Raw genomic sequence first — 22,467 nt, 5'->3', positions numbered from 1 at the left:
GTCGTCGCCGCCGAAGCCCGCGTTCTCGGGGCCGAGATCGCCGTCGTCGGGGCCGAGATCGCCGTCGTCGGGGCCGATGTCGCTCACTTGGCGCTCAGCTCCGCCAGGCGCGCGCTGATCCGGGCGACCTCCGCGGTGGCCACATCGCGGCGACCGGTGATCTTGTCGACCACCTGCTGCGGTGCCTTGGCCAGGAACGCCTCGTTGGCCAGTTTGGCGGTGGTCTGGTCGAGGTCCTTCTGCGCGACCGCGAGATCCTTTTCCAGCCTGCGCCTTTCGGCGTCGAGGTCGATGGCGCCGGAGGTGTCGAGCTGGACGGTCACCGTGCCCGTGGACAGGCGGACCTCCACCTCGGCGGTGGTCGCGAAGTCGTCACCGGGTTCGGTCAGGCGGGCCAGGTTCGCCACCGACGCCGCGAAGCCGGCGAGTCCGGCTTCCTCGATGCCGACCAGCGTGGCCTTCACCTTCTGCTTGTCGGCCAGGCCCTGATCGCCACGGAAGCGCCGGATCTCGGTGATGAGCCGCTGTGCGTCGGCGACCCGCTGGGCGGCCCGCTCGTCGGCGTCGACGCCACTGGCCTGCGGCCACGGCGCGACCACCACCGACTCACCGCCGGTGAGCGCCTTCCAGAGGGTCTCGGTGACGAACGGGATCACCGGATGCAGCAGGCGAAGCACCGCGTCGAGCACATTGCCGAGGACCACCGAGGTGCTCTCGGCGCGCGCATCGGACTCGGCGAACTGCACCTTCGACAGTTCCAGGTACCAGTCGCACAACTCGTCCCAGGCGAAGTGGTACAGCGCCTCGCAGGCCTTGCCGAACTCGTAGGCGTCGAACGCGGCGTCGACGTCGGCGCGGACCTGGTCGAGCCGGTCGACGATCCAGCGGTCGGCGTCGGTGAGCGTGTCGCGCGCGGGCAGATCGCCGGTGCGTGCACCGTTCATCAGCGCGAACTTGGTGGCGTTGAACAGCTTGGTGACGAAGCTGCGCGAGGCGAGCGCGTGCGACTCACCGACCGAGAGGTCGCCGCCGGGCTGGGCGCCGCGGGCGAGGGTGAAGCGCAGCGCGTCGGCGCCGTAGGCGTTGATCCAGTCCAGCGGGTCGATGCCGTTGCCGCGCGACTTCGACATCTTCTTGCCGTGCTGGTCGCGGATCAGGCCGTGCAGGAACACGTCCTGGAACGGAACCTGCTTCTGGTCGCCCTTGCCCGCCGTCAGCACCGGGTCGTCGCTGACGTACATGCCGAACATCATCATCCGGGCCACCCAGAAGAACAGGATGTCGTAGCCGGTGACGAGCACGCTGGTCGGATAGAACTTCGCCAGCTCGGGGGTGGCGTCGGGCCAGCCCATCGTGGAGAACGGCCACAGACCCGAGGAGAACCAGGTGTCGAGCACGTCGGGGTCCTGCACCCAGCCCTCGGGGGCCTGCTCGTCCGGGCCGAGGCAGACGATCTCGCCTTCGGGCCCGTACCAGATCGGGATGCGGTGGCCCCACCACAGCTGACGCGAGATGCACCAGTCGTGCATGTTGTCGACCCAGTCGAACCAGCGCGGTTCCTGGCTGGCCGGGTGGATCTTCACGTCACCGTCGCGCACCGCGTCGCCCGCGGCCTTGGCGAGGGTGTCCACCTTGACCCACCACTGCATCGACAGGCGCGGCTCGATCGGCTCGCCGGAGCGCTCCGAGTGACCGACCTGATGCTTGTAGGGGTACTTGCGCCCGACGATGCGGCCCTCGGCCTCGAGGCGTTCGCGGATCTTCACCCGCGCCTCGAAACGGTCCATGCCGTCGAATTCCGTTCCGGTGTCGGCGATCCGGCCAGCCTTGTCCATGATCGTCGGCATCGGCAGGCCGTGGCGCAGGCCGAGTTCGAAGTCGTTGGGGTCGTGGGCGGGGGTGATCTTCACCGCGCCGGAACCGAACTCCGGGTCGACGTAGTCGTCGGCGACGATCGGGATCTGACGACCGGTGATCGGGTGGTACAGCGTGGTGCCGATCAGGGCCTTGTACCGCTCGTCGGCCGGGTGGACGGCGACGGCGGTGTCACCGAGCATCGTCTCCACCCGGGTGGTTGCCACGATGACGTGCGGTTCGTCGTCGTTCAGGGAGCCGAAGCGCATGCTCACGAGCTCGCCGTCGACCTCCTTGTGGTCGACCTCGAGGTCGGAGATGCCGGTCTGCAGCACGGGCGACCAGTTCACCAGGCGCTCGGCGCGGTAGATCAGGCCCGCGTCGTAGAGCCGTTTGAAGATGGTCTGCACGGCGCGCGAGAGCCCGTCGTCCATGGTGAACCGGTCACGGCTCCAGTCGACACCGTCACCGAGGCGGCGCATCTGCCCCTGGATCTGGCCGCCGGACTCGCGCTTCCAGTCCCACACCTTGTCGATGAACAGCTCGCGACCGAAGTCCTCTTTGTTCTTGCCGTCGACGGCGAGTTGCTTCTCCACCACGGTCTGGGTCGCGATGCCCGCGTGGTCCATGCCCGGCAGCCACAGCACCTCGTACCCCTGCATCCGCTTGCGGCGGGTGAGCAGGTCCATGAGGGTGTGGTCGAGCGCGTGCCCCATGTGCAGGGTGCCGGTGACGTTCGGCGGCGGCAGCACGATGGAGTACGCGGGCTTGGCCGAGGTGGCGTCGGCGGTGAAGTACCCGGCGTCTACCCAGCCCTCGTACAGGTCGGCCTCTACCTCACTGGGATTCCAGCTCTTGGGCAGGGCATCGGCACGATTACGCGAGTTGTCTGGGGCTGCGCTGGTCACGCCCCAATCCTAAGGGGACCGGACAACCGGGTTTCCCCCGCCTCACCCCCAGTCCCAGCCCCGCACGACCCGACCTCGAGGAGGGTCCGCCGCGCAGCGGCGGTTCGCGCCGGCGCTCCAACAAAACAGAGGCGAAGACTTCGGTGGATGAGGGACACCGAAGACTTCGCCTCTCGCGGTCGACTCTACCGGCGATTTTCGGCCGCTCCTCGAATACATAGCCAATTCTCAGATTCTTCCAAGCGGTGGTCGGCGAGGTTTGTGAGTGTCTCCATCGACACGCGGAAACTGTTGTCCGACAGGCCGGTCGACGCGAACTCAGGGTGTTCACCGATTGCCGAATTGTCTGTTTTCCCGGATTCTGGAGAGGGTGACGCCTCCGCTCGATGCCAGCTCCCCTCCCGCCGATCGATCCGTGCCGTCCCGGACCGTCATTCCCGTCGCACTGCTGGACTTACGCGCGGACCACGTCGACGAATTGCGCTACCCCGCCACGGCGGTGCTGATTTTCGCCGGGGTACCCGGCGCGGGGAAATCCACTGCGCTGCACCGCTTTTTCGGCGCCGACCCGAACGCGGAGCTGCCGGTGCGGACGGCAGCGGGTGCGCTGGTGCTCGATTCCAACCACGCCCGCAACAGATTGCGGCACCGGCTGGGCCGGGTCCCCTATCCCCTGTGGCGTCCGCTGGTGCACCTGGCGCACTACCGGGCGATCCGCGCGGCGCTGCTGGTCGCCGACGGACCGGTCGCCATCCACGACTGCGCGACGTTCGCCTGGAGCCGTCGCCTGATCGCGCGGTGGGCGCGCTCGGGTGAGCGCGAGGTGCACATGGTGCTGATCGATGTGCCCGCCACCCAGGCCAGGCGCGGTCAGGTCACCCGCGGCAGGCGGGTGAACATCGTCGCCTTCGGCGCCCACTGCCGCCGCTGGGAGCGCCTGATGCGCGACCTCGACGCCCGACCGCTACCCGCATCGTCGGTCGTCGTCGTCGACCGTCCCACCCTCACCGAGATCTCCCGGATCACCTTCGCGCCGCCCGCCTGATCGTGCTCGCCGGGTCGACGGTGCCGACCACAGGCATCGTCGACGGCACCGAACCGGGACCCGTCGTGCCTGATGGTGACACCGGTCACCGGGTGCCGACGCCACTCGTCCGGGTCAGGGCACCAGCACCGTCAGTGCACCCGGCATCGCCTGGACCGTGACGGGAAGGGTGCCCGCCGGTTCACCGTCGGCGGTGGCGTACCCACCCGACGCCGTGACGGTGATGCGGCGGGCGCGGTACCGCTTGGTCGAGGGGTGATCGATGCGCTTGCCCGCCGACAGGGCGGGCAGCAGGCGCGCCATCTCGAGTCGCGAGACCGCGCCGACCACTGTGATGTCGAGGTAGCCGTCGTCGGGCAGGGCTTCGGGACACACCAGCATGCCGCCGCCGTAGGTGCGGGTGTTGCCGATGGGCGTCATCACGGCGTCGGTGTAGATCACCGCGTGCGCGTCGTCGGGGTTGTCGAGCGCGCCGGGCGCCAGACCCGACATCTCGATCTGGAACGGCAGCGTGTAGCCGCGCATGAGTTCGGCGGCGGCCGCGAAGGTGTAGCGCAGCGGTCCACGCGGGCGGCGCATCGCGTTGGCGCGCAAGGTGACTCGCGCGTCGAAACCGGCGCCGACGATGGTGGCGAACCAGGTGGGCGTGGCACCGGCGGATTCGATACGGCCCAGATCGATGATCTTCGTGCGACCGCGCAGCACGATCTCGGCGGCGGCGCGCGGGTCGCCGGTGGGAATGCCGAGTTCGCGGGCGAGGTCGTTGCCCGTGCCCGCGGGGACCAGCCCGAGCGGCACGCCGGTGTGGGCGACGGCGGCGAGCAGCACGTTCATCAGACCGTCACCGCCCACGCAGACGACCGCGTCGGGCCGCCTGGCCGGGTCGGCGATCGCGGCGGCCACCTGCTCCACCGATTCCGCCGCGCTCGGCGCCCGCACCTGTGCGACCTCGACGCCACCGGCCAGGGCTACCGCCAGGACCGCCTCGGCGACACCGTCGCCGCGACCGGCACCGGAGTGCGGGTTGGTGACGAGCAATAATCGCTGTACCGAATGCTGTTTCACGGCACCAGCTTTCCAGGATTCAGCACGCCTGCGGGGTCGAGTTCGTGTTTCACCGCCCGCAGCACCTGTACGCCCAGGTCACCGACCTCGGCGCCCATCCACGGACGGTGGTCGGCGCCGACGGCGTGATGGTGGGTGATGGTGGCACCGGCCGCCATGATGGCGTCGCCCGCGGCGGTCTTGGCGACGCGCCACTGCGCGATCGGATCCTCGAGCTGCTTGGCCACAACGGTGAAGTACAGCGACGCACCGGTCGGGTAGGTGTGCGAGATGTGACACATCACCAGCGCGGGCGTGCCCTGGGCGGTGAGCGAATCCGACAGCGCGGCAGTCACTTTCGCCTTCAGGTTCGCCAGGTTCGACCAGCTGGTCGCGGTTTCCAGCGTCTCGCACAGCACCCCGACATCGAGCAGGGCGTCACGCAGGTAGGGCGCGGCGAAACGGCCGTGTTCCCACTGTTCGGCCGGGGCGGTCCCGAGCGCGGTTCCGCCGGCGGCGCTGAGCAGTTCGCTCGCTTCGGCGCTGCGGGCCGCGACATGGGCGGCGGTGCCCTCGAAGGTCGTCACCGCAAGGCAGCCGGAGACCGGCGCGCCGCCGATATCGCTCGAGCGGGCCAGGTTCAGGCCGGTCTCGGCCTCGTCGGACAGGCGAAGCACCGTCGGCGCCGCACCCGTCTGTACGACGGTGCGCAGGGCGGCCGCGCCGGTGGCGAAGTCGGGGAACGACCAGGCCTGGTAGGCGGTGGTTTCGGGGATCGGGTGCACCCGCACGGTGACCGAGGTGATCACGCCGAGCGTCCCCTCGGACCCGACGAACAGTTCACGCAGGTCGGGCCCGGCCGCCGAGGCGGGCGCGCGGCCGAGATCGAGAGTGCCCTGCGGGGTGGCGACCACCAGTCGCTGGACCATGTCGTCGAAGCGGCCGTAACCCGCCGACGCCTGCCCCGACGACCTGGTCGCGGCGAACCCGCCGATGGTGGCGAATTCGAAACTCTGCGGGAAATGCCCGAGCGAAAGACCGTGTGTGGCAAGCAGTTTCTCCGCCTGCGGCCCGGTGAGCCCGGCACCGAGGGTGGCCGTGCCACTCACCGCGTCCACCTCGGTGAGGGTGTCGAGTCTGCGCAGGTCGAGCGCGATCACGGTGGGGAATCGACCGCGCACCGGGTCGACGCCGCCGACCACACTGGTGCCGCCACCGAAGGGCACCACCGCGATGCCGTGCGCGGAGCAGTACCGCAGTACGGCCAGCACCGCGTCGTGGTCGGCGGGCGCGACGATCGCGTCGGGTGCGTCCTGGGGGCGGGTGTCGCGGCGGCGCAGCAGGTCGAGGGTGCTCTTGCCGCCCGCGTGCCGCAGCCGGTCGATGTCGTCGGTGCTGACGTGCTCGGCACCGACCAGGGCAGCGAGGTCCGCGCGGGTGGTGGCGGCGAGCGTGCTCGCGACCAGCGGCACGTCGCCCTCGTCGCGTCGTGCCGCCGGCTCACCGGAGATCCCGAAGACCTGGGTGAGCAGGCCGCGGATCTGCGCCGACAGGGGTTGATGTCCGGCGGGCACACCCCAGGCGTCCCACACCATACTCGGCCGTTCGGCCGTCGATCCGGACATTTCGCTGTTCAACTCGACCATGCGTTACATCCTGACATATAGTGTCAAGCAGTAACTACACGAGTTCTCCTCGAGTCGGCCTCTACCCAGTTGTCGGATGTCACTGCCGCGAATTCGCGGCGACGAACCCACCGGCGCGCTCGATACCCTTGGGCGTTCCGGCCAGACCACGGCGCCTCATCACGGCGCCGTCGAACACCATGGGGGTGTACAGGATGATCGACCTCGCGGCTCGAGCCGACCAGCGGCTTTCGCCTACCGATATGGCGATTCTCGATGCCGCGCGGGCCTGCGTCGTCGATTTCGGGGTGCGCCGCACCACGCTCACCGAAGTGGCACGCCGCGCCGGTGTCAGCAGGCCGACGGTGTACCGGCGGTGGCCGGACACCGGCTCGCTGATCGCGGAACTGCTGGTGCGCGAACTGCGCACCATCGTCGCCGAGACCATGCCCGACACCGGCCTCGGCCTCGACCGGCTGGTGCGCGGCATCGTGGCGGGCGCGGCGGCGGTGCGGGCCAACGCGGTGTTCGCCAAGATCTTCCGCACCGACACCGACCTCATGCTCACCTACGTGTTCGGCAGGCTGGGACGCAATCAGCGCACGCTCATCGAACTGTTCGCCACCGCGATCCGGATCGGCCAGGAAGACGGGTCGATCCGGGCAGGCGAGCCCGAGCAGCTGGCCGCCATGCTGCTGCTCATCGCCCAGTCGGCGGTGCAGTCGGCGGGCACGATGGCGCCGTTGCTCGAGGGCGCGCAGTTCGACACCGAGCTGGCGAGGGCGATCGAGGGTTACCTGCTTCCCTGAACCCCGACAAGGATTGTGATGACTGCTGATTCACCCACCGCGCTCGACGCGGCTCGCCGCACCGCCGACCTCGCCGCGCTCGGCGACCACCCGGAGGTGGATGTGGTGGTGATCGGCGCGGGTGTCACCGGTGCCGGTGCCGCGCTCGACGCCGCCGCGCGCGGCCTGCGCACCCTGCTGGTGGAGCGCGACGACTTCGCGTTCGGCACGAGCCGCTGGAGTTCCAAGCTCGTGCACGGCGGGTTGCGCTACCTGGCGAGCGGGCGGGTCGGCATCGCCCACGAGAGCGCGGTCGAACGCGGCATCCTGCTGCGCACCACGGCACCCCATCTGGTGCGCCCGCTCCCCCAGCTCGTTCCGTTGCTGCCCGGTATGGGTGCGGCTCAGAGTTCGCTGATCCGTGCCGGTTTCGCCGCCGGTGACGCGCTGCGGGTGGCCGCGCGCACCCGGGCCGCGATCCTGCCGCGATCGCGAAAGGTCGCCGCCGCGGAGGCATTGCGGCTGGCGCCGACCGTGCGCCGTGACGGCCTGCGCGGCGGATTGCAGGCGTGGGACGGGCAGCTCGTCGACGACGCCCGCCTCGTCGTCGCCCTGGCTCGGACGGCGGCCGGTGCGGGCGCGACCGTGCTCACGCGCATGGAAGCCGTTGCCGCCGACGGCAATTCGGTGCGACTGCGCGATACGCGAAGCGGCGAGGAGCTGACCGTTCGGGCCCGCGCCGTCGTCAACGCGACCGGCGTGTGGGCGGGCGAGGTGGACAGCAGCATCGAACTGCGCCCGAGCCGCGGCACCCACCTGGTGTTCGACGCCGCCGCATTCGGTGGGCTCAGCGCGGCACTCACGGTGCCCGTGCCCGGCAGCATCAGCCGCTTCGTGTTCGCCCTGCCCGCCGCCCACGGCCGCGTCTATCTCGGTCTCACCGACGAGGACGCCCCCGGGCCGATCCCCGACGAACCCCAGCCCACCGAAGCCGAGGTCGACTTCCTGCTCGACACCATCAACACCGCGCTGCGGGAACCGCTGACACGCAAGGACATCCGTGGCCGCTTCGCCGGGCTGCGGCCCCTGCTGAAGACCGCCGACGACAGCACCGCCGACATCTCCCGCGAGCACGCCGTGCTGACCGCACCCGACGGGCTCATCACCGTCGTCGGCGGCAAGCTCACCACCTACCGGCGCATGGCGCAGGACGCGATCGACGCCGCAATCGCGCATGCGGGCCTGTCGGCCGCGCCCTGCCGCACCACCCGCCTCCCGCTGGTCGGCGCGGTGTCCGGCGCGGCGCGCGACCGCATCGACGCCCCACCGGTCCTGATCGAGCGCTACGGGCACGAAGCGGGCGCCATCGTCTCGGCCTGGCTGGCCGACCCGGCCCTCGCCGAACCCGTCGCCCCCGGAATCGACGTCACCGCCGCCGAATTCGACTTCGCCATCACCCACGAGGGCGCCGAAACGGTCGACGATCTCCTCGACCGCCGCACCCGCATCGGCCTGGTCCCCACCGACCGCGCCGCCGCGACCCCGGCCGCCGAAGCCGCCCTCGCCCGCAACGCCGCGATCATCGGACGTCGCTCGTAAGCCGCCCGACTCCGGAAGCGGCCTTCGACCGCGTAGCCCGGCACAAAGCGACCACAGGCAGCCGGCCACCTCGGGGCCGCAGGTGCTGCGTGGCCAATTCGGCTCGGCGTGCGAACGCTGATCCGCAAACCGCGCCCGGCACCTGCACTTCGGAGACTCGGCCCCGCGCGGTGTAAGCCTTCGGATGAGTCGCAGTCGGCCGTAGGGACACGTCGGCACCCCAGCGCGGCCTGTGCCTTCGACCGCTACACCGACTCGAGGAGCCAGGGTCGGCGCAAGGCCACGCATTGCGAATAGGGCGCAGGACAGTCGCACACCCGCCGCCTGGACGCAGCGGCGGCGGACGGGTGGCGACTGGTGGTGCGGGCCGGCACCACCGACTCGGACCCCAACGACGGGTCAGTCGTAGACCCAGCCCGTCAGGTCCACGCGCATGCACGCGCGCGGCCATTCGTCGAGGCCGTTGGCGGATTCCTCGGCGCGGACGGCGCGCAGACCAGGTGGTTCGTCGTCGACCGGGATGTAGGTGAAGCCGAGCCGCTCGTAGTAGGGACCGTTCCAGGGGACCTCGGTGAAGGTGGTGAGGGTGAGTTCGTGCAGGCCCTGGGATTTCGCCCAGGTGACGGCGTGGTCGATCAGGCTCTTGCCGATCCGCAGACCGGCGAAGGCGGGGTCGACCGACACCTGGTCGATGTGCGGTTGCCCGTCGATGATGCCGAGCAGCAGATAACCGATCGGTTCGTCCTGCGCATCGGGCCATACCCAGGCGCGTTCGCCGACGAGGAACTCGCGCAGCAGTTCCGCCGACGGCGGTTCGTCCTCGGCGACGGCGACCATGCCGATCTCGGCGAACGGCGCACCGGCGCGTCGTTCGATCTCCTGCAGCGTGGCGATATCTCGTTCGCGGGCGAGCCGGATCGGTCCGCCCGGCCGGACGAGTTCGCCGACCCTGGCCGGCTCGCGGCGCTGGACGGGGTCGTCCGGTGCGATGGCGTAGCCGGTAACCAGTGCGGGTACGTGCTCGAGGCCGGTCATCGCACCTCCACGGGGGTGGTGAGGATGCCGTTGAGCAGCGCGTTCAGTGCCCACCGGGTGCGGGCGGCGGCGTCGCCCGCCAGGTGCTCGCGGGCGGCGGTGATGTTCGGGTAGCGCCGTGCGGGCAGGTCGGCGAGGCGGCGCGAGACGGTCGTGTCGTCGTAGACGGCGCGCTCGGCGGCCGCGGCGGTGATGTGCGGGTACAGCAGGTCGACGGCCCAGGCGGCCCGGGCCGGGTCGAGCCCGCCCTCGCGCAGCAGGCCGAGCAACTGCTCGATCAGCCCGAGCGCGCGACCGGTGGACCGGGCGAACGCGACGAGCGCGAGACCTTCGTGGCGGCCGAGCGCGTCGACGGCCGAGGTGACGAGGGTTTCCAGGCGCTCGCGCCAGTCGCCGTGGGTGGGTGTCGGTACGGCGGCCAGGACGTGGTCGAGCATGCCCGTCATCAGGTCGTCGCGATTGGCGACGTAGACGTAGAGCGAGGCGGCACCGGTATCGAGTTCCTGCGCCACCCGGCGCATGGTGAGCGCGGCCGATCCCTCGGAGTCGAGGATGCGCAATCCGGTCTCGATGACGATGTCACGACTCAGTGGAGCTTTCGCCGGTCTGGCCCGGCGACTGACGGGTGCGGCATTCATGGCAGGTAATCCTACTCGCCACCCGAACGTCGTTTGCGACGAACAATGTTCGCGAGACCGTCCGGTCAGTTTGCGAAGCCTGCGACAACCCGCTTCCGAGCCCGCCGTGTCCCTCTATGCTGGCAGTGACCCCGTCCGACAAGGAGGCGTTGATGCGCGCGCATTCGTCCACCGTGGCAATCGTGCCCGGTACCGGAATCGTCGCTCGGTTCGGCGATGTCGTGGTCTATCTGGCCGGCGAGACACCGTCGACCGACCGGTTACTCGGAGCGGTCGAGACCGTCGCGCTCAACACCACAGCCTCGGCACCCGGTGCGGCACTCGCCCAGCGGCTCGCCGGGGTGGTGTTCGGCGGCGCGTCGGCGCCACCGCCGTTCGGTGTCCTCGCTCCCACCGCCGACGGGATCCTGATCTTGTTGCGCGGCACCGTGATCGCGGAGGTCTCCGGTGCCGAGGGCAACCGCCGCCTGGCCGGGGATCGCGCCTTCACCTGGGTCGACGAGATCATTCGCGAACCGGTCCGCCGCATCGCCATCGGTGCCGAGATGGCCGACCCGACCAGCGCCAACCCGCGGACGGACCTGCGCGCGGGCATCGTCAACGGCAACGGTTTCGTACTCAACCTGGGCCGTCGTCGCGGTCCCGCACCGCGCCGGGTGGAGGCGATCGACGAACCACCACCCACCGAGGCCACCGGTTTCCAGGCGGTGCGCCCGCGCAGCGAGGCCGAGCCCGTCGCGGCCCAGCCGTCGACCAGTGGTTTCGCCGTGGCCGACGAGCCGGTGACGAGCATTCCGGACGGTGAGACCGTGAGCGTGGGTGGTCGGTCCGATTCCGGTGAGGGCGCCACCGTGAGCACCGGTCCGCGCAATTCCCCCGCCGCGCACGCACCGCTGGCGTGGTCGCAGGCGATCGATGCCGCCAAGCGTGCCGAGCCGGTGGGGCTGCGCAAAAGCCAAGAGCACCTGGTCAATTCGTCAAGTCCGCGAGGCGCCTTGGTCACCGAGGACGGACTGAGCTATCCCCTCGACCGGCCATATGTGCTGGGCCGCAACCCCTCCGGCGACAATTCCGTTCGCCAGTCCGCGGCCACGCCGATCCTGATCGAACGCGATCGGCTGGTCTCGCGGGTTCATGCCTTCGTCGATCCCGACCGGGGCAAGGTGTTCGTCCGCGAAGCGCCCGCCACCTCCGGCACCTATTTCGCCGCCCCCGACAGCGACCGGTGGTCGCGGGTCGGCACCCTCCCGATCGAACTGCAGCCGGGCTGGCGCCTGCGTATCAATGATTTCCTGCTGACCTACTGCGTCTGAGCTCCGCGAGCCCGAGACCATCCCGACGCCCGTGCGTGGTGCACCACGGGCGCCGGATCACGATCCGGCTCAGGCCTCGAGGGCGTCGAGCAGTGCCGCGCGCTGGCGTGCACCGAGACCACCGATACGTCGATCCTCGGGGATCTCGGCCTGATCCATCAGCTTGGCCGCCTTCACCGGGCCAACGCCCGGCAGCGCCTTGATCACGGCCGCGACCTTGGTCTTCTTGACCAGGTCGTCGCTGTCGGCCTTCTTGAGCAGATCGGCGACGGTGACCTTGCCCTCCTTCACCTTGCCGATCAGTTCCGAGCGCGCCTTGCGCACGGCAGCCGCTTTGGCCAACGCCTCGGTGCGCTGTTCGGCGGTCATCGTAGGCAGTGCCATGTCTCCTCCGCTTCCACTCGTCACTCGAACATCTGATTGACGGACCGAGTAAACAGCACGAAATCAGCAGCATCAGTCCGACACACCGCGAGGATACGCCGATGAGTTTTGCGAGGTGAGCCCGTCTTAATGGGTGAACGCCCTGCAAGGCGGACGAAAAGGACGAAACGAAAGTTTCCGAACACCAGGTAACACGCTGATGACCGGCAGCGACATCATCAACAGAAGCATCGAACGGGACAAAGGTTCAACGGCGAACCACGGAGGATCAACGACGCTCCTCGACAACCGGGCGCGAACGATGCGAATCGTTCGTCACCGTGTCCACGACGGCCTCTGAAACAGCTACACAGTTGTGCGCCAGAAGTTTCCGGCATCCGCATGTTCGATCGACCCGGACCTCGGATGTGCCTCGGGCGCCTCGATGCGCAACAATGACGCGACCAGGCGAACCCTTTTGCACACTGGAGTTGCGATGCGCGAGGAACACCCGCTCGATGACGAAGTCCTCGCGTTGCCCGTCCGGGTGGAACGTGCCCGGCAACGCATCACCTATCAATCCGACCCGGCGCTGACCGACGCGCTCTCGGAAGACGAACTGCGCGCCGAACGCGAGCTGGCCGAGAAGATCCGCACCTACGAGCGCGATCAGCGCTGGAAGCAGATCAAAGCCGCCTCGACGCACGCCGACCGCCTGCGCGAGACGACCGCCGAGCTCGAACGAGCCGAGATGGCCGACCTCATGCTCGCCCGCAAGGCCATCGCCGCGCAGCGCCGCGAATCCAACCCGCGCGCCCGGCTGGCCTCCCTCTACCAGCACCGAACCTGGTCGTTGCGCGCGCTGGCGGGCGTGGTGATCGCGGGCATGCTGTGGTCGGCGGTGAACGTGCAGCACAACATCGCCCCCGGCGGCCCGAGCGACCCGCTGTTCTGGGCGAGTTTCGGCCTGGAGGCGATGATCAGCGTCTGCCTGGTCATCATCATGATCGGCACCACCCGGGTCTCCGAGTGGGGCGTGATGGGCAACCGCACCCAGGTGTTCGTCGCCGAGGGTTTTCTGCTCGCACTCACCATCGCCCTCAACACCTACCCGCATCTGAGCGCGGGCAACTGGTACGACGCCGCTGTACACGCGGTGGCCCCGGTGATGATCGGCGTGGCCCTGCTCATCCACAATGCCGCCAGCGCGCGCTACAGCACCGCCATCGCCCGCGCCTCGGCCGAGATCCCCGCCGAGGACGACGAGGACATCGTGTCGGCGGCGCCGTCGTTCCGCGACAACTGAGCGACCGCCACAACCGACCACACAGCACAGCGCCCGCCGGATCGGATCCGGCGGGCGCTGTGGTGTTCGGGGGTACGGCCTAGGCCGACTTGTCGCGACGTTCCGTGCGCTGGGCCTTGCGCGGCACGATGGTCGGCAGGACGTTCTCGGTGACGGTGTCGGCGTTCACGACCACCTTGGCGACGTCGTCGCGGCCCGGGATGTCGTACATCACCGGCAGCAGGACTTCCTCCATGATCGCCCGCAGACCACGCGCACCGGTGCCGCGCAGGATGGCCTGATCAGCGACAGCTTCGAGGGCATCGGGGGTGAACTCGAGGTCCACACCGTCCATCTCGAACAGGCGAACGTACTGCTTGACCAGCGCGTTCTTCGGCTCCGAAAGAATCTTGACCAGCGATTCCTTGTCCAGGTTCGTCACCGAGGCGACGATCGGCAGCCGGCCGATGAACTCGGGGATCAGACCGAACTTGATCAGATCCTCGGGCATCACGTCGGCGAAGTGGTCGTCGGTGTCGACCTCGGCCTTGGAGCGCACCTCGGCGCCGAAACCGATACCGCGGTGACCGGTGCGGTCGGAGATGATCTTCTCCAGGCCCGCGAACGCGCCCGCCACGATGAAGAGCACGTTGGTGGTGTCGATCTGGATGAATTCCTGGTGCGGGTGCTTGCGTCCGCCCTGCGGCGGCACACTCGCCTGCGTGCCTTCCAGAATCTTCAGCAGCGCCTGCTGCACGCCCTCACCGGAGACATCGCGGGTGATCGACGGGTTCTCGCTCTTGCGGGCGATCTTGTCGACCTCGTCGATGTAGATGATGCCGGTCTCAGCGCGCTTCACGTCGTAGTCGGCGGCCTGGATGAGCTTGAGCAGGATGTTCTCGACGTCCTCACCGACGTAACCGGCTTCGGTGAGCGCGGTGGCGTCGGCGATGGCGAACGGCACATTCAGCATCTTGGCCAGCGTCTGCGCGAGGTAGGTCTTGCCGCAACCGGTGGGGCCGAGCATCAGGATGTTCGACTTCATCAGCTCGACGGCCTCACCCCGGCTGTCGCGACCCTTGTCGCCCGCCTGGATGCGCTTGTAGTGGTTGTAGACCGCGACGGCGAGGGTCCGCTTGGCGGTGTCCTGGCCGATCACGTAGTTCTCGAGGAAATCACGGATCTCCGAGGGCTTGGGCAGCTCGTCGAGCTTGACCTCGCTCGACTCGGCCAGCTCTTCCTCGATGATCTCGTTGCAGAGATCGATGCACTCGTCGCAGATATAGACCCCAGGGCCCGCAATGAGCTTCTTGACCTGCTTCTGGCTCTTTCCGCAGAACGAGCACTTGAGCAGATCGCCGCCGTCTCCGATGCGCGCCATCTCGTAGGTCCCTACTTCCTATGTCCGAGTGCGACCCTCGTCCTCCGATTGGGCCGGAATACGTTTCGGTGCCGACAATCAGAGCAATGGTCCCTGAGTCGACCGTACCTGCTGTGCGCGAGCCAGGTCGACAACTCGCGCATGTTCGATGTGTTGGGTTGTAGCAGAAAACCGGGTCCGCCGCCGGGTAGCAGGCGACGGACCCGGGCGTGTCACTTCTGTCCGCTGAGCTTGCGGTAGTCGAAGACCTGGTCGACGATGCCGTATTCCTTGGCTTCCTCGGCGGTCAGGATCTTGTCACGGTCGGTGTCCTTGCGGACCTGCTCCTCGGACTTGCCGGTGTGCCGCGAAATCGTGACCTCCATGAGACGGCGCATCCGCTCGATCTCGGCGGCGGCGATCTCGAGGTCGGACACCTGACCCTGCACGCCGCCCGAGGACGGCTGGTGGATCAGGATGCGCGCGTTGGGCAGCGCGGCCCGCTTACCGGGGGCACCGGCGGCCAGCAGCACCGCGGCGGCCGAGGCGGCCTGGCCCAGGCAGACCGTCACCACGTCGGGGCGCACGTACTGCATGGTGTCGTAGATCGCCATCAGCGCGGTGAACGAGCCACCGGGCGAGTTGATGTACATGGTGATGTCGCGATCGGGATCCTGCGACTCCAGCACGAGCAGCTGGGCCATGATGTCGTTGGCCGAGACATCGTCGACCTGGTTGCCCAGGAAGATGATGCGCTCCTCGAACAGCTTGTTGTACGGGTCGGAGGTCTTGACGCCGAACGAAGTCTGCTCGGTGAACTGCGGCAGGATGTAGCGCGACTGCGGGTTGGCGGCGGCAGCGCCACCCAAGCCTGCGCGCGGGTCGATCAGATTGGCCATGGTTGTCTCCAAGGTCGAGTCGAGTGTGTCGGGGCGCGGCGTGGGTTACTTCGCCTGGTTCGCGTGGCTGACCACGTGGTCGATGAAGCCGTATTCGAGGGCTTCCTTCGCCGTGAACCAGCGGTCGCGGTCCGCGTCCTCGGTCACCTGCTCGACCGACTTGCCGGTGTGCAGCGCCTGCAGCTCGTTGAGTTCACGCTTGGTGTGCGCGAACTGCTCGGCCATGATCGCGATGTCGGCGGCCGAACCACCGATGCCCGCCGACGGCTGGTGCATCATGATCCGGGTGTGCGGCAGCGCGAAACGCTTGCCCTTGGTTCCCGCCGTGAGCAGGAACTGTCCCATCGATGCGGCCAGGCCCATCGCGACGGTCTTGATGTCGCACTCGGCGAACTGCATGGTGTCGTAGATGGCCATGCCCGCGGTGACCGAGCCACCGGGAGAGTTGATGTAGAGCGCGATGTCCTTGGTCGCGTCCTCGGCCGAGAGCAGCAGGATCTGCGCGCAGATCTTGTTGGCGATCTCGTCGTCGACCTGGGTGCCCAGGAAGATGATGCGCTCGCGCAGCAGCCGTTCGTACACGGAATCACTGAGGTTGAGACCAGCAGTAGCGGCTGTCATGACCCCTGCCTGGTTGATTGTCACGGATACCTGCCTTCTCTTCTCACCGATTGCAAACGGCCTACGGTTCGTCGTCGTCTCAAACACTAACGAAACAGGGCGGCACCGAACTCCCGGTACCGCCCTTCTTCGCTCACAGCGCAATCAAATCACGCCGGGAAAACTTACTCAGCAGCGGCTTCGCCCTGCTCGGTCTCGGCGGATTCCGCAGGGTCACCGAACATTTCGGTGGTGTCGACCTCGTTGCCGTCGGTGTCGGTGACCTTCACCTGACCGACAACTCCGGCCAGCGCCTTGCCGCGACGCACATCGGCGAACACCGCGCCGAGCTGACCGGCCTGCTGCACCTGCTGGATGAACTGCTCCGGCGACATGCCGTAGCGCTGGGCCTGGAACAGGATGCGCTCGGTGAGCTCCTGCTGGCCCACCTGGGTGCCCTCGGCCTCGGCGATGGCATCCAGCAGCAGCTGGGTCTTCACCGACTTCTCGGCGGCTTCCTGAGTGTCCTTGTCGAACTCCTCGCGGGAGGAGCCCTGCGCCTCGAGCGCCTCGGCCAGCTTGGCCTCGTCGTGGTCGAAGCCGTGCACGGCGTCGTGCAGCACCGCGTCGACCTCGGCCTTGACGACGGCCTCGGGCAGCGGGACCTCGACGGTCTCGAGCAGGGTGTCGAGCACCTTGTCGCGGATCTGACCGGCCTGCTCGATCTTCTTGGTGCGCTCGACGCGGCCCTTCAGGTCTTCCTTGAGCTCGTCGATGGTGTCGAATTCGCTGGCCAGCTGGGCGAATTCGTCGTCGGCCTCGGGCAGCTCGCGCTCCTTGACCGACTGCACGGTCACGGTGATCACGGCTTCCTTACCGGCGTGCTCGCCGGCGACCAGGGTGGAGGTGAACTCGGCGGACTCGCCGGCCTTCAGGCCGATGACGGCCTCGTCGAGGCCCTCGATGAGCTGACCCGAACCGACCTCGTGCGACAGGCCGGTGGTGGCGGCCTCGGGCACGTCCTCGCCGTCGACGGTGGCCGACAGGTCGATCGAGACGAAGTCGCCGTCCTGCACGGCCCGCTCGACACCGGTCAGGGTGCCGAAGCGCTGACGCAGCGAGGTGAGCTGCTGCTCGATGTCCTCGTCGCCGATGGTGAAGGAATCGACGGTGACCTCGATACCCGAGTAGTCGGGCAGGGCGATCTCCGGGCGCACGTCGACCTCGGCGGTGAAGGCCAGCTCGTCGCCGTCCTCGATCTTGGTGATCTCGATCTCGGGCTGGCCGATGACCTTCACCTCGCCGGCCTGCACGGCCTCGGCGTACTTGTTCGGCAGCGCGTCGTTGACGACCTGCTCGAGCACGGCGCCACGGCCGACGCGGGTCTCGATCAGCTTGGCCGGGGCCTTGCCGGGGCGGAAGCCGGGGATCTTCACCTGCTGGGCCAGCGCCTTGTACGCCTTGTCGAAGTCGGGCTTCAGCTCCTCGAAGGGCACCTCGACGTTGATCCGGACCCGGGTCGGGCTCAGCTGCTCGACGGTGCTCTTCACGGACATGCTCCTTGGTTCGTAGTTCATGGTGGTGGCCCCCGCATGGGGCGTCGCGCCCTGAGTCGGTGCGGACGCACGCATCCCGACCAGGGTAGTTGACCGCACGCGCGGTCGTGCAATCGGCGGTTGGTTGCGGTGGCGGCTAGCTTCCGACCTGCACCGCGTCGGTGACGAAGACCAGTGTCTCGTTGGGCGCGACGCCGTTGCCGCCTTCGCCGTAGCCGAGGTCCGGCGGCACGATGAGCAGCCTGCGCGCACCCTGCTGCACACCGAGCAGGCCCTTGTCCCAGCCCTCGATGACCTGGCCCGCGCCGAGCGTCAGGTCGAAGGGCGCACCGCGCTTGAACGAGCTGTCGAGGGTCTGTTTGTCCGACCAGGTGACCAGCGCGTAGTTCATGGTGAGCGGCTGCATGGCCACCGCGCCGGGTCCGGTGCCGGGCACCAGGTCCTTCACGAGCAGCGACTTGGGCGGGGTGCAGTCGTCGGGGATGGTGATCTCCGGCGGGTCACCGAAGCCGCCCGCCACCTTGATGTCCTCGGCGATGCATTCGCGCGTCGGTGCCGCCTTGGATTCGGCCGGTCCGCTGTCGGACCCGCATGCCGCGCTGACGAGGGCGGCGAGGGCGACCAGTCCGGTCCCGATGATCCTGGGGAGAGAAACCATGGCCCGCACAGTAGTGGAGCGCTGGTCCGGCGGCGCGAACCGGCACGACCGGTAGGCTCGGCACTGCGTTTCTCCACCGGCGCCGCCGGGTGTCCTCCGGCGCGCCGACCAGTCCGGCGGCGGGCGACGCCGCAGCTCAGGCGAGTGCGAGGAGAGTCAGCGATGACCCGGCTCAGCAACAGCGAGGGCGATACCGCCGCCGACAATGTGGGCGGCGGAGGCGAAGGCGAATCCATTGCCCCCCAACCCTATTCACTCACCACAACCCCAGGTCCGCTGACCAGCGAGGAGCTGATCGCGGTCGACACGTGGTGGCGGGCCGCGAACTATCTCGCGGTCGGCCAGATCTACCTGATGCGCAACCCGTTGCTGCGCGAGCCGCTGCGTTCCACCGACATCAAGCCGCGCCTGCTCGGCCATTTCGGCACGGTGCCCGGCCTGAACCTGGTGTGGGCGCACGCGAATCGGGTGATCCGCGCACGCGACCTGAACGCCGTCTTCGTCGCGGGCCCCGGTCACGGCGGACCCGGTCCCAACGCCTGCGCCTGGCTCGAGGGCGCCTACGCCGAGCTCTACCGCGACATCCCCCGCGACGCCGACGGTATGCGCCGGCTGTTCCATCAGTTCTCGTTTCCCGGCGGCGTCCCGAGCCATTGCGCCCCCGAGACCCCCGGCTCCTTCCACGAGGGCGGTGAGCTCGGCTATTCGCTGCTGCACGCCTACGGCGCCGCGCTGGACAACCCCGATCTCACGGTGTTCTGCGTGATCGGCGACGGCGAGGCCGAGACCGGTCCGCTGGCGGGCAGCTGGCACGCGAACAAATTCCTCAACGCGGCCCGCGACGGCGCGGTGGTGCCGATCCTCGCGCTCAACGAGTACAAGATCGCCAATCCGACCATCCTCGCGCGCATCCCCCGCGAGGAGCTCATCGAACTGCTGCGCGGGTACGGCTACGAACCGCTGATCGTGTCGGGCAACGATCCGTCGCGGGTGCATCAGAAGATGGCCGCCGCCATGGACGCCTGCCTCGACCGGATCGACGGGTTCCAGCGGGCGGCGCGCGAGGACGGCGACACCACCCGCCCGCGCTGGCCGATGGTCGTGCTGCACACGCCGAAGGGCTGGACCTGTCCCCCGGTGGTCGACGGCGAGCGGGTCGAGGGCACCTTCCGCGCCCACCAGGTCCCGTTGCCCGCCGCGCGCACCGACCCGGAACACCGGCGGGTGCTCGAGGAATGGTTGCGGTCGTATCGGCCCGAGGAACTCTTCGACGAAGCGGGCAGGCCGGTACCCGCCCTGCTCGACCGGATTCCCGATCGGCCGATGAGCCTCAATCCGGTGGCCAACGGCGGGCTGTTGGTCCGCGATCTCGACCTGCCCGACTGGCGTGATTACGGCGTGCCGGTGGAGCAGCCGGGGGCTAGCAGACACGAACCGACCAGGGTGCTCGGCGGCTGGCTGCGTGACGTCACCGCTCGCAATCCGCACAACTTCCTGACCTTCGCCCCCGACGAACTGGCCAGCAACCGGTTGCAGGACATCCTCGAGGTGACCGGCCGCGACTGGCAGGCCGAGGTCGGCCGCTGGGATGTGGCGTTGTCACCGACCGGGCGCGCGGTCGAAGTGCTGTCCGAACACATGTGCCAGGGGTTGCTCGAGGGCTATCTGCTCACCGGCCGCCACGGCGTGTTCACCTGCTACGAGGCGTTCATCCACATCGTCGACGCCATGTTCAACCAGCACGCCAAGTGGCTCGACGCCAGCCTCGCCGTACCGTGGCGACGCCGCATCCCGAGCCTGAACTACCTGCTGAGTTCGCATGTGTGGCGCCAGGACCACAACGGCTTCACCCATCAGGACCCGGGTTTCCTCGATGTGGTGGTGAACAAGAGCCCCGAGATCGTCCGGGTGTACCTGCCGCCCGATGCCAACACCCTGCTGTCCACCTACGACCACTGCCTGCGTTCGCTGCACTACGCGAACGTGGTGGTCGCGGGCAAACAGCCCGGGCCGGACTGGCTTTCGGCACCGGAAGCCGCCGTGCACTGCGCGCGCGGCGTCGGCATCTGGGAGTGGGCCGGGCACAACGACGACCAGGGCACCACCCCGGATGTGGTGCTCGCCTGCGCGGGCGACGTCCCCACGCTGGAGACGCTGGCCGCCGCCGCGATCCTGCGCGACCGCCTACCCGACCTGCGGGTGCGCGTCGTCAATGTCGTTGACCTGATGCGGCTGCTGCCGGCCGAGGAGCATCCGCACGGCCTGCCCGACGCCCACTTCGACACCCTGTTCACCACCGACCGGCCGGTGATCTTCGCCTTCCACGGCTATCCGTGGCTGGTGCACCGGCTCACCTACCGCAGGCGCAATCACGCGGGCCTGCACGTGCGCGGATACAAGGAGAAGGGCACGACGACCACCCCGTTCGACATGGTGATGCTCAACGACCTCGACCGCTTCCACCTGGTGCTCGACGTGATCGACCGGGTGCCCGGCCTGCGCACGCGAGCGGCGGGTCTGCGCCAGGAGATGGTCGACGCCCGGCTCGCCGCGCGCAGCTGGACCAGGGAGCACGGCGAGGACATTCCGGCCGTCGCGAACTGGGTCTGGCCGGAGGCGTCGATCCCCACTGTGACGTAACGCGGTTGCGGCACGGGTCGCGGCCGGCCGACGATGGAGGCGATGACCGAGCAACGCCGTATCGACATACTCCCGCGTGACCGCCGCGACCTCCGCGGTCCCTTCGACGTGATCGGGGATGTGCACGGCTGCCGCGCCGAACTCGAGGCACTGCTCGGGAAGCTCGGCTACGTCGTCGAGCGCGACGACGAGGGCAGGCCGGTCACGGCCGCGCATCCCGAGCGTCGCACGGCGGTGTTCGTCGGTGATCTCGTCGACCGTGGCCCCGACACGCCCGGTGTGCTTCGGCTGGTGATGGGCATGGTCGCGGCCCGTACGGCGCTGTGCGTGGCGGGTAATCACGACTACAAACTGGTGCGCGCCCTCGACGGTCGCAATGTGCGCATCGCGCACGGGTTGGAGCAGTCCCTGGCTCAGCTGGCCGACGAGGACGACGAATTCCGCGCCGCCGCACAGGCTTTCCTGCGCGAGCTGCCCGGCCACTACCTGCTCGACCGGGGCAGGCTGGTCGTCGCCCACGCGGGACTGCCGGAAAGCCTGCACGGCAGCACATCCGGGCGGGCGCGGTCGTTCGCGCTCTACGGTGCGCCCACCGGCGAGGTGGACATGCACGGTCTACCGATCCGCTACGACTGGGCGCAGGACTATCGGGGCGCGCCGATGGTCGTCTACGGGCACACACCCGTCACGGCGTTGCAGTGGGTGAACAACACGCTCTGCCTGGACACCGGCGTGGTGTTCGGCGGCACGCTGTCGGCCCTGCGCTACCCGGAGCTGGACACCGTCTCGGTGCCCGCCGAACAGGTCTGGTACGAACGCGCGGGTATCACACCGGTGCCCGACTAGGGCCTACCATCAGCAGCGGACGACCCGACTCATCGACGAGGAGAGGTTCATGCGCCGTAGTTTGCTCGCACTGTCCGTTCTGGCTCCACTGATGATCGCCGGTGTGGCGAGCGCCGATCCGGCGCCGCCGGGAACCGGGACACTCACCGTTCGCGCGATCACCGGTTCCGAACCGATGCCGGTCAACCGGGCCGATATCGAAGTCCGCGCCTGCGGCGCCGAGGAGATCGTCACCACGCTGGTGAGCGGCGCCGACGGCAGCGCGAGCGTCGCGCTGCCGGACGGCTGCTACGAGGCGCGGGTGGCGACGGTGCCCGGCGGCTGCGGCCTCGCCGACACCGAACCGGTGCGGCTCACCGTCGCCGCAGGCACCGAGGCACGCGCCGAGTTCCGCTTCCGCTGCGCCTGAGC

General features: G+C 68.8%; 19 protein-coding genes. 8 read left to right on the top strand and 11 right to left on the bottom strand.

Translation table 11 applies throughout. From position 1 onward, the window contains the following. Window positions 1-83 precede the first annotated feature (83 nt). Entirely contained in the window at window positions 84-2,762 is a 2,679-nt protein-coding gene (locus tag AB0I19_RS17500) for a valine--tRNA ligase (RefSeq protein WP_357149870.1), read from the bottom strand. Window positions 2,763-3,177: 415 nt separating this feature from the next. Between AB0I19_RS17500 and AB0I19_RS17495 the strand changes: the two genes are divergently transcribed. Continuing rightward, complete coding sequence (locus AB0I19_RS17495; protein ID WP_357149867.1) at window positions 3,178-3,807, top strand: AAA family ATPase; 630 nt, start codon at window positions 3,178-3,180, stop codon at window positions 3,805-3,807. 114 nt (window positions 3,808-3,921) lie between these two features. Here AB0I19_RS17495 and AB0I19_RS17490 read toward each other — a convergent pair whose 3' ends face one another. Beyond that, entirely contained in the window at window positions 3,922-4,872 is a 951-nt protein-coding gene (locus AB0I19_RS17490; RefSeq protein ID WP_357149864.1) for a diacylglycerol kinase family protein, read from the bottom strand. Beyond that, window positions 4,869-6,497, bottom strand: a complete 1,629-nt coding sequence (locus AB0I19_RS17485) for an FAD-binding oxidoreductase (RefSeq protein ID WP_357149861.1) — start codon at window positions 6,495-6,497, stop codon at window positions 4,869-4,871. The genes AB0I19_RS17490 and AB0I19_RS17485 overlap by 4 nt, the downstream gene beginning before the upstream one ends. Window positions 6,498-6,691: 194 nt before the next feature. Between AB0I19_RS17485 and AB0I19_RS17480 the strand changes: the two genes are divergently transcribed. Further along, the gene (locus tag AB0I19_RS17480; RefSeq protein ID WP_067642397.1) at window positions 6,692-7,285 is read left to right on the top strand and encodes a TetR/AcrR family transcriptional regulator; all 594 of its coding nucleotides are present in this window, start codon (window positions 6,692-6,694) and stop codon (window positions 7,283-7,285) included. Between the two features lie 18 nt (window positions 7,286-7,303). Beyond that, window positions 7,304-8,863 carry a glycerol-3-phosphate dehydrogenase/oxidase gene (locus tag AB0I19_RS17475; RefSeq protein ID WP_357149857.1) on the top strand — a complete coding sequence of 520 codons (1,560 nt, stop codon included), beginning with the start codon at window positions 7,304-7,306 and terminating at the stop codon, window positions 8,861-8,863. A gap of 399 nt (window positions 8,864-9,262) precedes the next feature. Here the strand turns inward: AB0I19_RS17475 and AB0I19_RS17470 are convergent, their stop codons facing one another. Both AB0I19_RS17470 and AB0I19_RS17465 read right to left on the bottom strand, forming a co-directional pair. Beyond that, a complete protein-coding gene (locus tag AB0I19_RS17470; RefSeq protein ID WP_357149854.1) occupies window positions 9,263-9,898 on the bottom strand; it encodes a GNAT family N-acetyltransferase in 636 nt (211 codons plus the stop codon). After that, the gene (locus AB0I19_RS17465) at window positions 9,895-10,536 is read right to left on the bottom strand and encodes a TetR/AcrR family transcriptional regulator C-terminal domain-containing protein (protein ID WP_357149851.1); all 642 of its coding nucleotides are present in this window, start codon (window positions 10,534-10,536) and stop codon (window positions 9,895-9,897) included. Before AB0I19_RS17465 ends, AB0I19_RS17470 begins: the two co-directional genes overlap by 4 nt. Before the next feature lie 116 nt (window positions 10,537-10,652). Between AB0I19_RS17465 and AB0I19_RS17460 the strand changes: the two genes are divergently transcribed. Then, complete coding sequence (locus AB0I19_RS17460; RefSeq protein ID WP_357149848.1) at window positions 10,653-11,849, top strand: FHA domain-containing protein; 1,197 nt, start codon at window positions 10,653-10,655, stop codon at window positions 11,847-11,849. Between the two features lie 69 nt (window positions 11,850-11,918). On the opposite strand, the gene mihF is transcribed toward AB0I19_RS17460, so the two are convergent. After that, a complete protein-coding gene (gene mihF, locus AB0I19_RS17455) occupies window positions 11,919-12,233 on the bottom strand; it encodes an integration host factor, actinobacterial type (RefSeq protein ID WP_019045768.1) in 315 nt (104 codons plus the stop codon). Between the two features lie 475 nt (window positions 12,234-12,708). Between mihF and AB0I19_RS17450 the strand changes: the two genes are divergently transcribed. Then, window positions 12,709-13,518, top strand: coding sequence for a hypothetical protein (locus tag AB0I19_RS17450; protein WP_067486980.1), 810 nt, complete (start codon window positions 12,709-12,711; stop codon window positions 13,516-13,518). 79 nt (window positions 13,519-13,597) lie between these two features. Here the strand turns inward: AB0I19_RS17450 and clpX are convergent, their stop codons facing one another. The 5 genes from clpX to AB0I19_RS17425 all read right to left on the bottom strand — a co-directional run bounded on the left by clpX (window position 13,598) and on the right by AB0I19_RS17425 (window position 18,570). Next, on the bottom strand, window positions 13,598-14,878 hold the full coding sequence (gene clpX, locus AB0I19_RS17445) for an ATP-dependent Clp protease ATP-binding subunit ClpX (protein ID WP_067486214.1): 1,281 nt from the start codon (window positions 14,876-14,878) through the stop codon (window positions 13,598-13,600). 212 nt (window positions 14,879-15,090) lie between these two features. After that, window positions 15,091-15,756, bottom strand: a complete 666-nt coding sequence (locus tag AB0I19_RS17440) for an ATP-dependent Clp protease proteolytic subunit (RefSeq protein ID WP_067486212.1) — start codon at window positions 15,754-15,756, stop codon at window positions 15,091-15,093. 45 nt (window positions 15,757-15,801) lie between these two features. Continuing rightward, window positions 15,802-16,377 carry an ATP-dependent Clp protease proteolytic subunit gene (locus AB0I19_RS17435; protein WP_067984684.1) on the bottom strand — a complete coding sequence of 192 codons (576 nt, stop codon included), beginning with the start codon at window positions 16,375-16,377 and terminating at the stop codon, window positions 15,802-15,804. Between the two features lie 164 nt (window positions 16,378-16,541). Next, window positions 16,542-17,906, bottom strand: coding sequence for a trigger factor (tig, locus tag AB0I19_RS17430; RefSeq protein WP_357149844.1), 1,365 nt, complete (start codon window positions 17,904-17,906; stop codon window positions 16,542-16,544). A 142-nt stretch (window positions 17,907-18,048) separates the two neighbouring features. Then, window positions 18,049-18,570 carry an FKBP-type peptidyl-prolyl cis-trans isomerase gene (locus tag AB0I19_RS17425; RefSeq protein ID WP_357149841.1) on the bottom strand — a complete coding sequence of 174 codons (522 nt, stop codon included), beginning with the start codon at window positions 18,568-18,570 and terminating at the stop codon, window positions 18,049-18,051. Window positions 18,571-18,732: 162 nt separating this feature from the next. Here AB0I19_RS17425 and AB0I19_RS17420 point away from each other — a divergent pair, with 162 nt between their 5' ends. The 3 genes from AB0I19_RS17420 to AB0I19_RS17410 are packed head-to-tail and all read left to right on the top strand — an operon-like array spanning window position 18,733 to window position 22,465. Then, on the top strand, window positions 18,733-21,210 hold the full coding sequence (locus AB0I19_RS17420) for a phosphoketolase family protein (protein WP_357149838.1): 2,478 nt from the start codon (window positions 18,733-18,735) through the stop codon (window positions 21,208-21,210). Window positions 21,211-21,252: 42 nt separating this feature from the next. Then, window positions 21,253-22,056 carry a metallophosphoesterase gene (locus AB0I19_RS17415; protein ID WP_357149835.1) on the top strand — a complete coding sequence of 268 codons (804 nt, stop codon included), beginning with the start codon at window positions 21,253-21,255 and terminating at the stop codon, window positions 22,054-22,056. 49 nt (window positions 22,057-22,105) lie between these two features. Then, on the top strand, window positions 22,106-22,465 hold the full coding sequence (locus tag AB0I19_RS17410; RefSeq protein ID WP_357149832.1) for a hypothetical protein: 360 nt from the start codon (window positions 22,106-22,108) through the stop codon (window positions 22,463-22,465). Window positions 22,466-22,467 lie beyond the last annotated feature (2 nt).

It is taken from the genome of Nocardia sp. NPDC050413 (assembly GCF_040655475.1).
Taxonomy (GTDB): domain Bacteria; phylum Actinomycetota; class Actinomycetes; order Mycobacteriales; family Mycobacteriaceae; genus Nocardia; species Nocardia coubleae.
Note: the sequence above shows the minus strand (reverse complement) of the source record. Positions and strands in the feature narration are given on the sequence as shown.

What these genes read in the sequence shown, in the direction of transcription:
- AB0I19_RS17470 (WP_357149854.1), bottom strand. Translation starts at nt 9,898, where the DNA reads ATGACCGGCCTCGAGCACGTACCCGCACTGGTTACCGGCTACGCCATC.
- AB0I19_RS17435 (WP_067984684.1), bottom strand. Translation starts at nt 16,377, where the DNA reads ATGACAGCCGCTACTGCTGGTCTCAACCTCAGTGATTCCGTGTACGAA.
- AB0I19_RS17485 (WP_357149861.1), bottom strand. Translation starts at nt 6,497, where the DNA reads ATGGTCGAGTTGAACAGCGAAATGTCCGGATCGACGGCCGAACGGCCG.
- mihF (WP_019045768.1), bottom strand. Translation starts at nt 12,233, where the DNA reads ATGGCACTGCCTACGATGACCGCCGAACAGCGCACCGAGGCGTTGGCC.
- AB0I19_RS17450 (WP_067486980.1), top strand. Translation starts at nt 12,709, where the DNA reads ATGCGCGAGGAACACCCGCTCGATGACGAAGTCCTCGCGTTGCCCGTC.
- AB0I19_RS17420 (WP_357149838.1), top strand. Translation starts at nt 18,733, where the DNA reads ATGACCCGGCTCAGCAACAGCGAGGGCGATACCGCCGCCGACAATGTG.
- clpX (WP_067486214.1), bottom strand. Translation starts at nt 14,878, where the DNA reads ATGGCGCGCATCGGAGACGGCGGCGATCTGCTCAAGTGCTCGTTCTGC.
- AB0I19_RS17460 (WP_357149848.1), top strand. Translation starts at nt 10,653, where the DNA reads ATGCTGGCAGTGACCCCGTCCGACAAGGAGGCGTTGATGCGCGCGCAT.
- AB0I19_RS17475 (WP_357149857.1), top strand. Translation starts at nt 7,304, where the DNA reads ATGACTGCTGATTCACCCACCGCGCTCGACGCGGCTCGCCGCACCGCC.
- AB0I19_RS17480 (WP_067642397.1), top strand. Translation starts at nt 6,692, where the DNA reads ATGATCGACCTCGCGGCTCGAGCCGACCAGCGGCTTTCGCCTACCGAT.
- AB0I19_RS17415 (WP_357149835.1), top strand. Translation starts at nt 21,253, where the DNA reads ATGACCGAGCAACGCCGTATCGACATACTCCCGCGTGACCGCCGCGAC.
- AB0I19_RS17465 (WP_357149851.1), bottom strand. Translation starts at nt 10,536, where the DNA reads ATGAATGCCGCACCCGTCAGTCGCCGGGCCAGACCGGCGAAAGCTCCA.
- AB0I19_RS17425 (WP_357149841.1), bottom strand. Translation starts at nt 18,570, where the DNA reads ATGGTTTCTCTCCCCAGGATCATCGGGACCGGACTGGTCGCCCTCGCC.
- AB0I19_RS17440 (WP_067486212.1), bottom strand. Translation starts at nt 15,756, where the DNA reads ATGGCCAATCTGATCGACCCGCGCGCAGGCTTGGGTGGCGCTGCCGCC.
- AB0I19_RS17410 (WP_357149832.1), top strand. Translation starts at nt 22,106, where the DNA reads ATGCGCCGTAGTTTGCTCGCACTGTCCGTTCTGGCTCCACTGATGATC.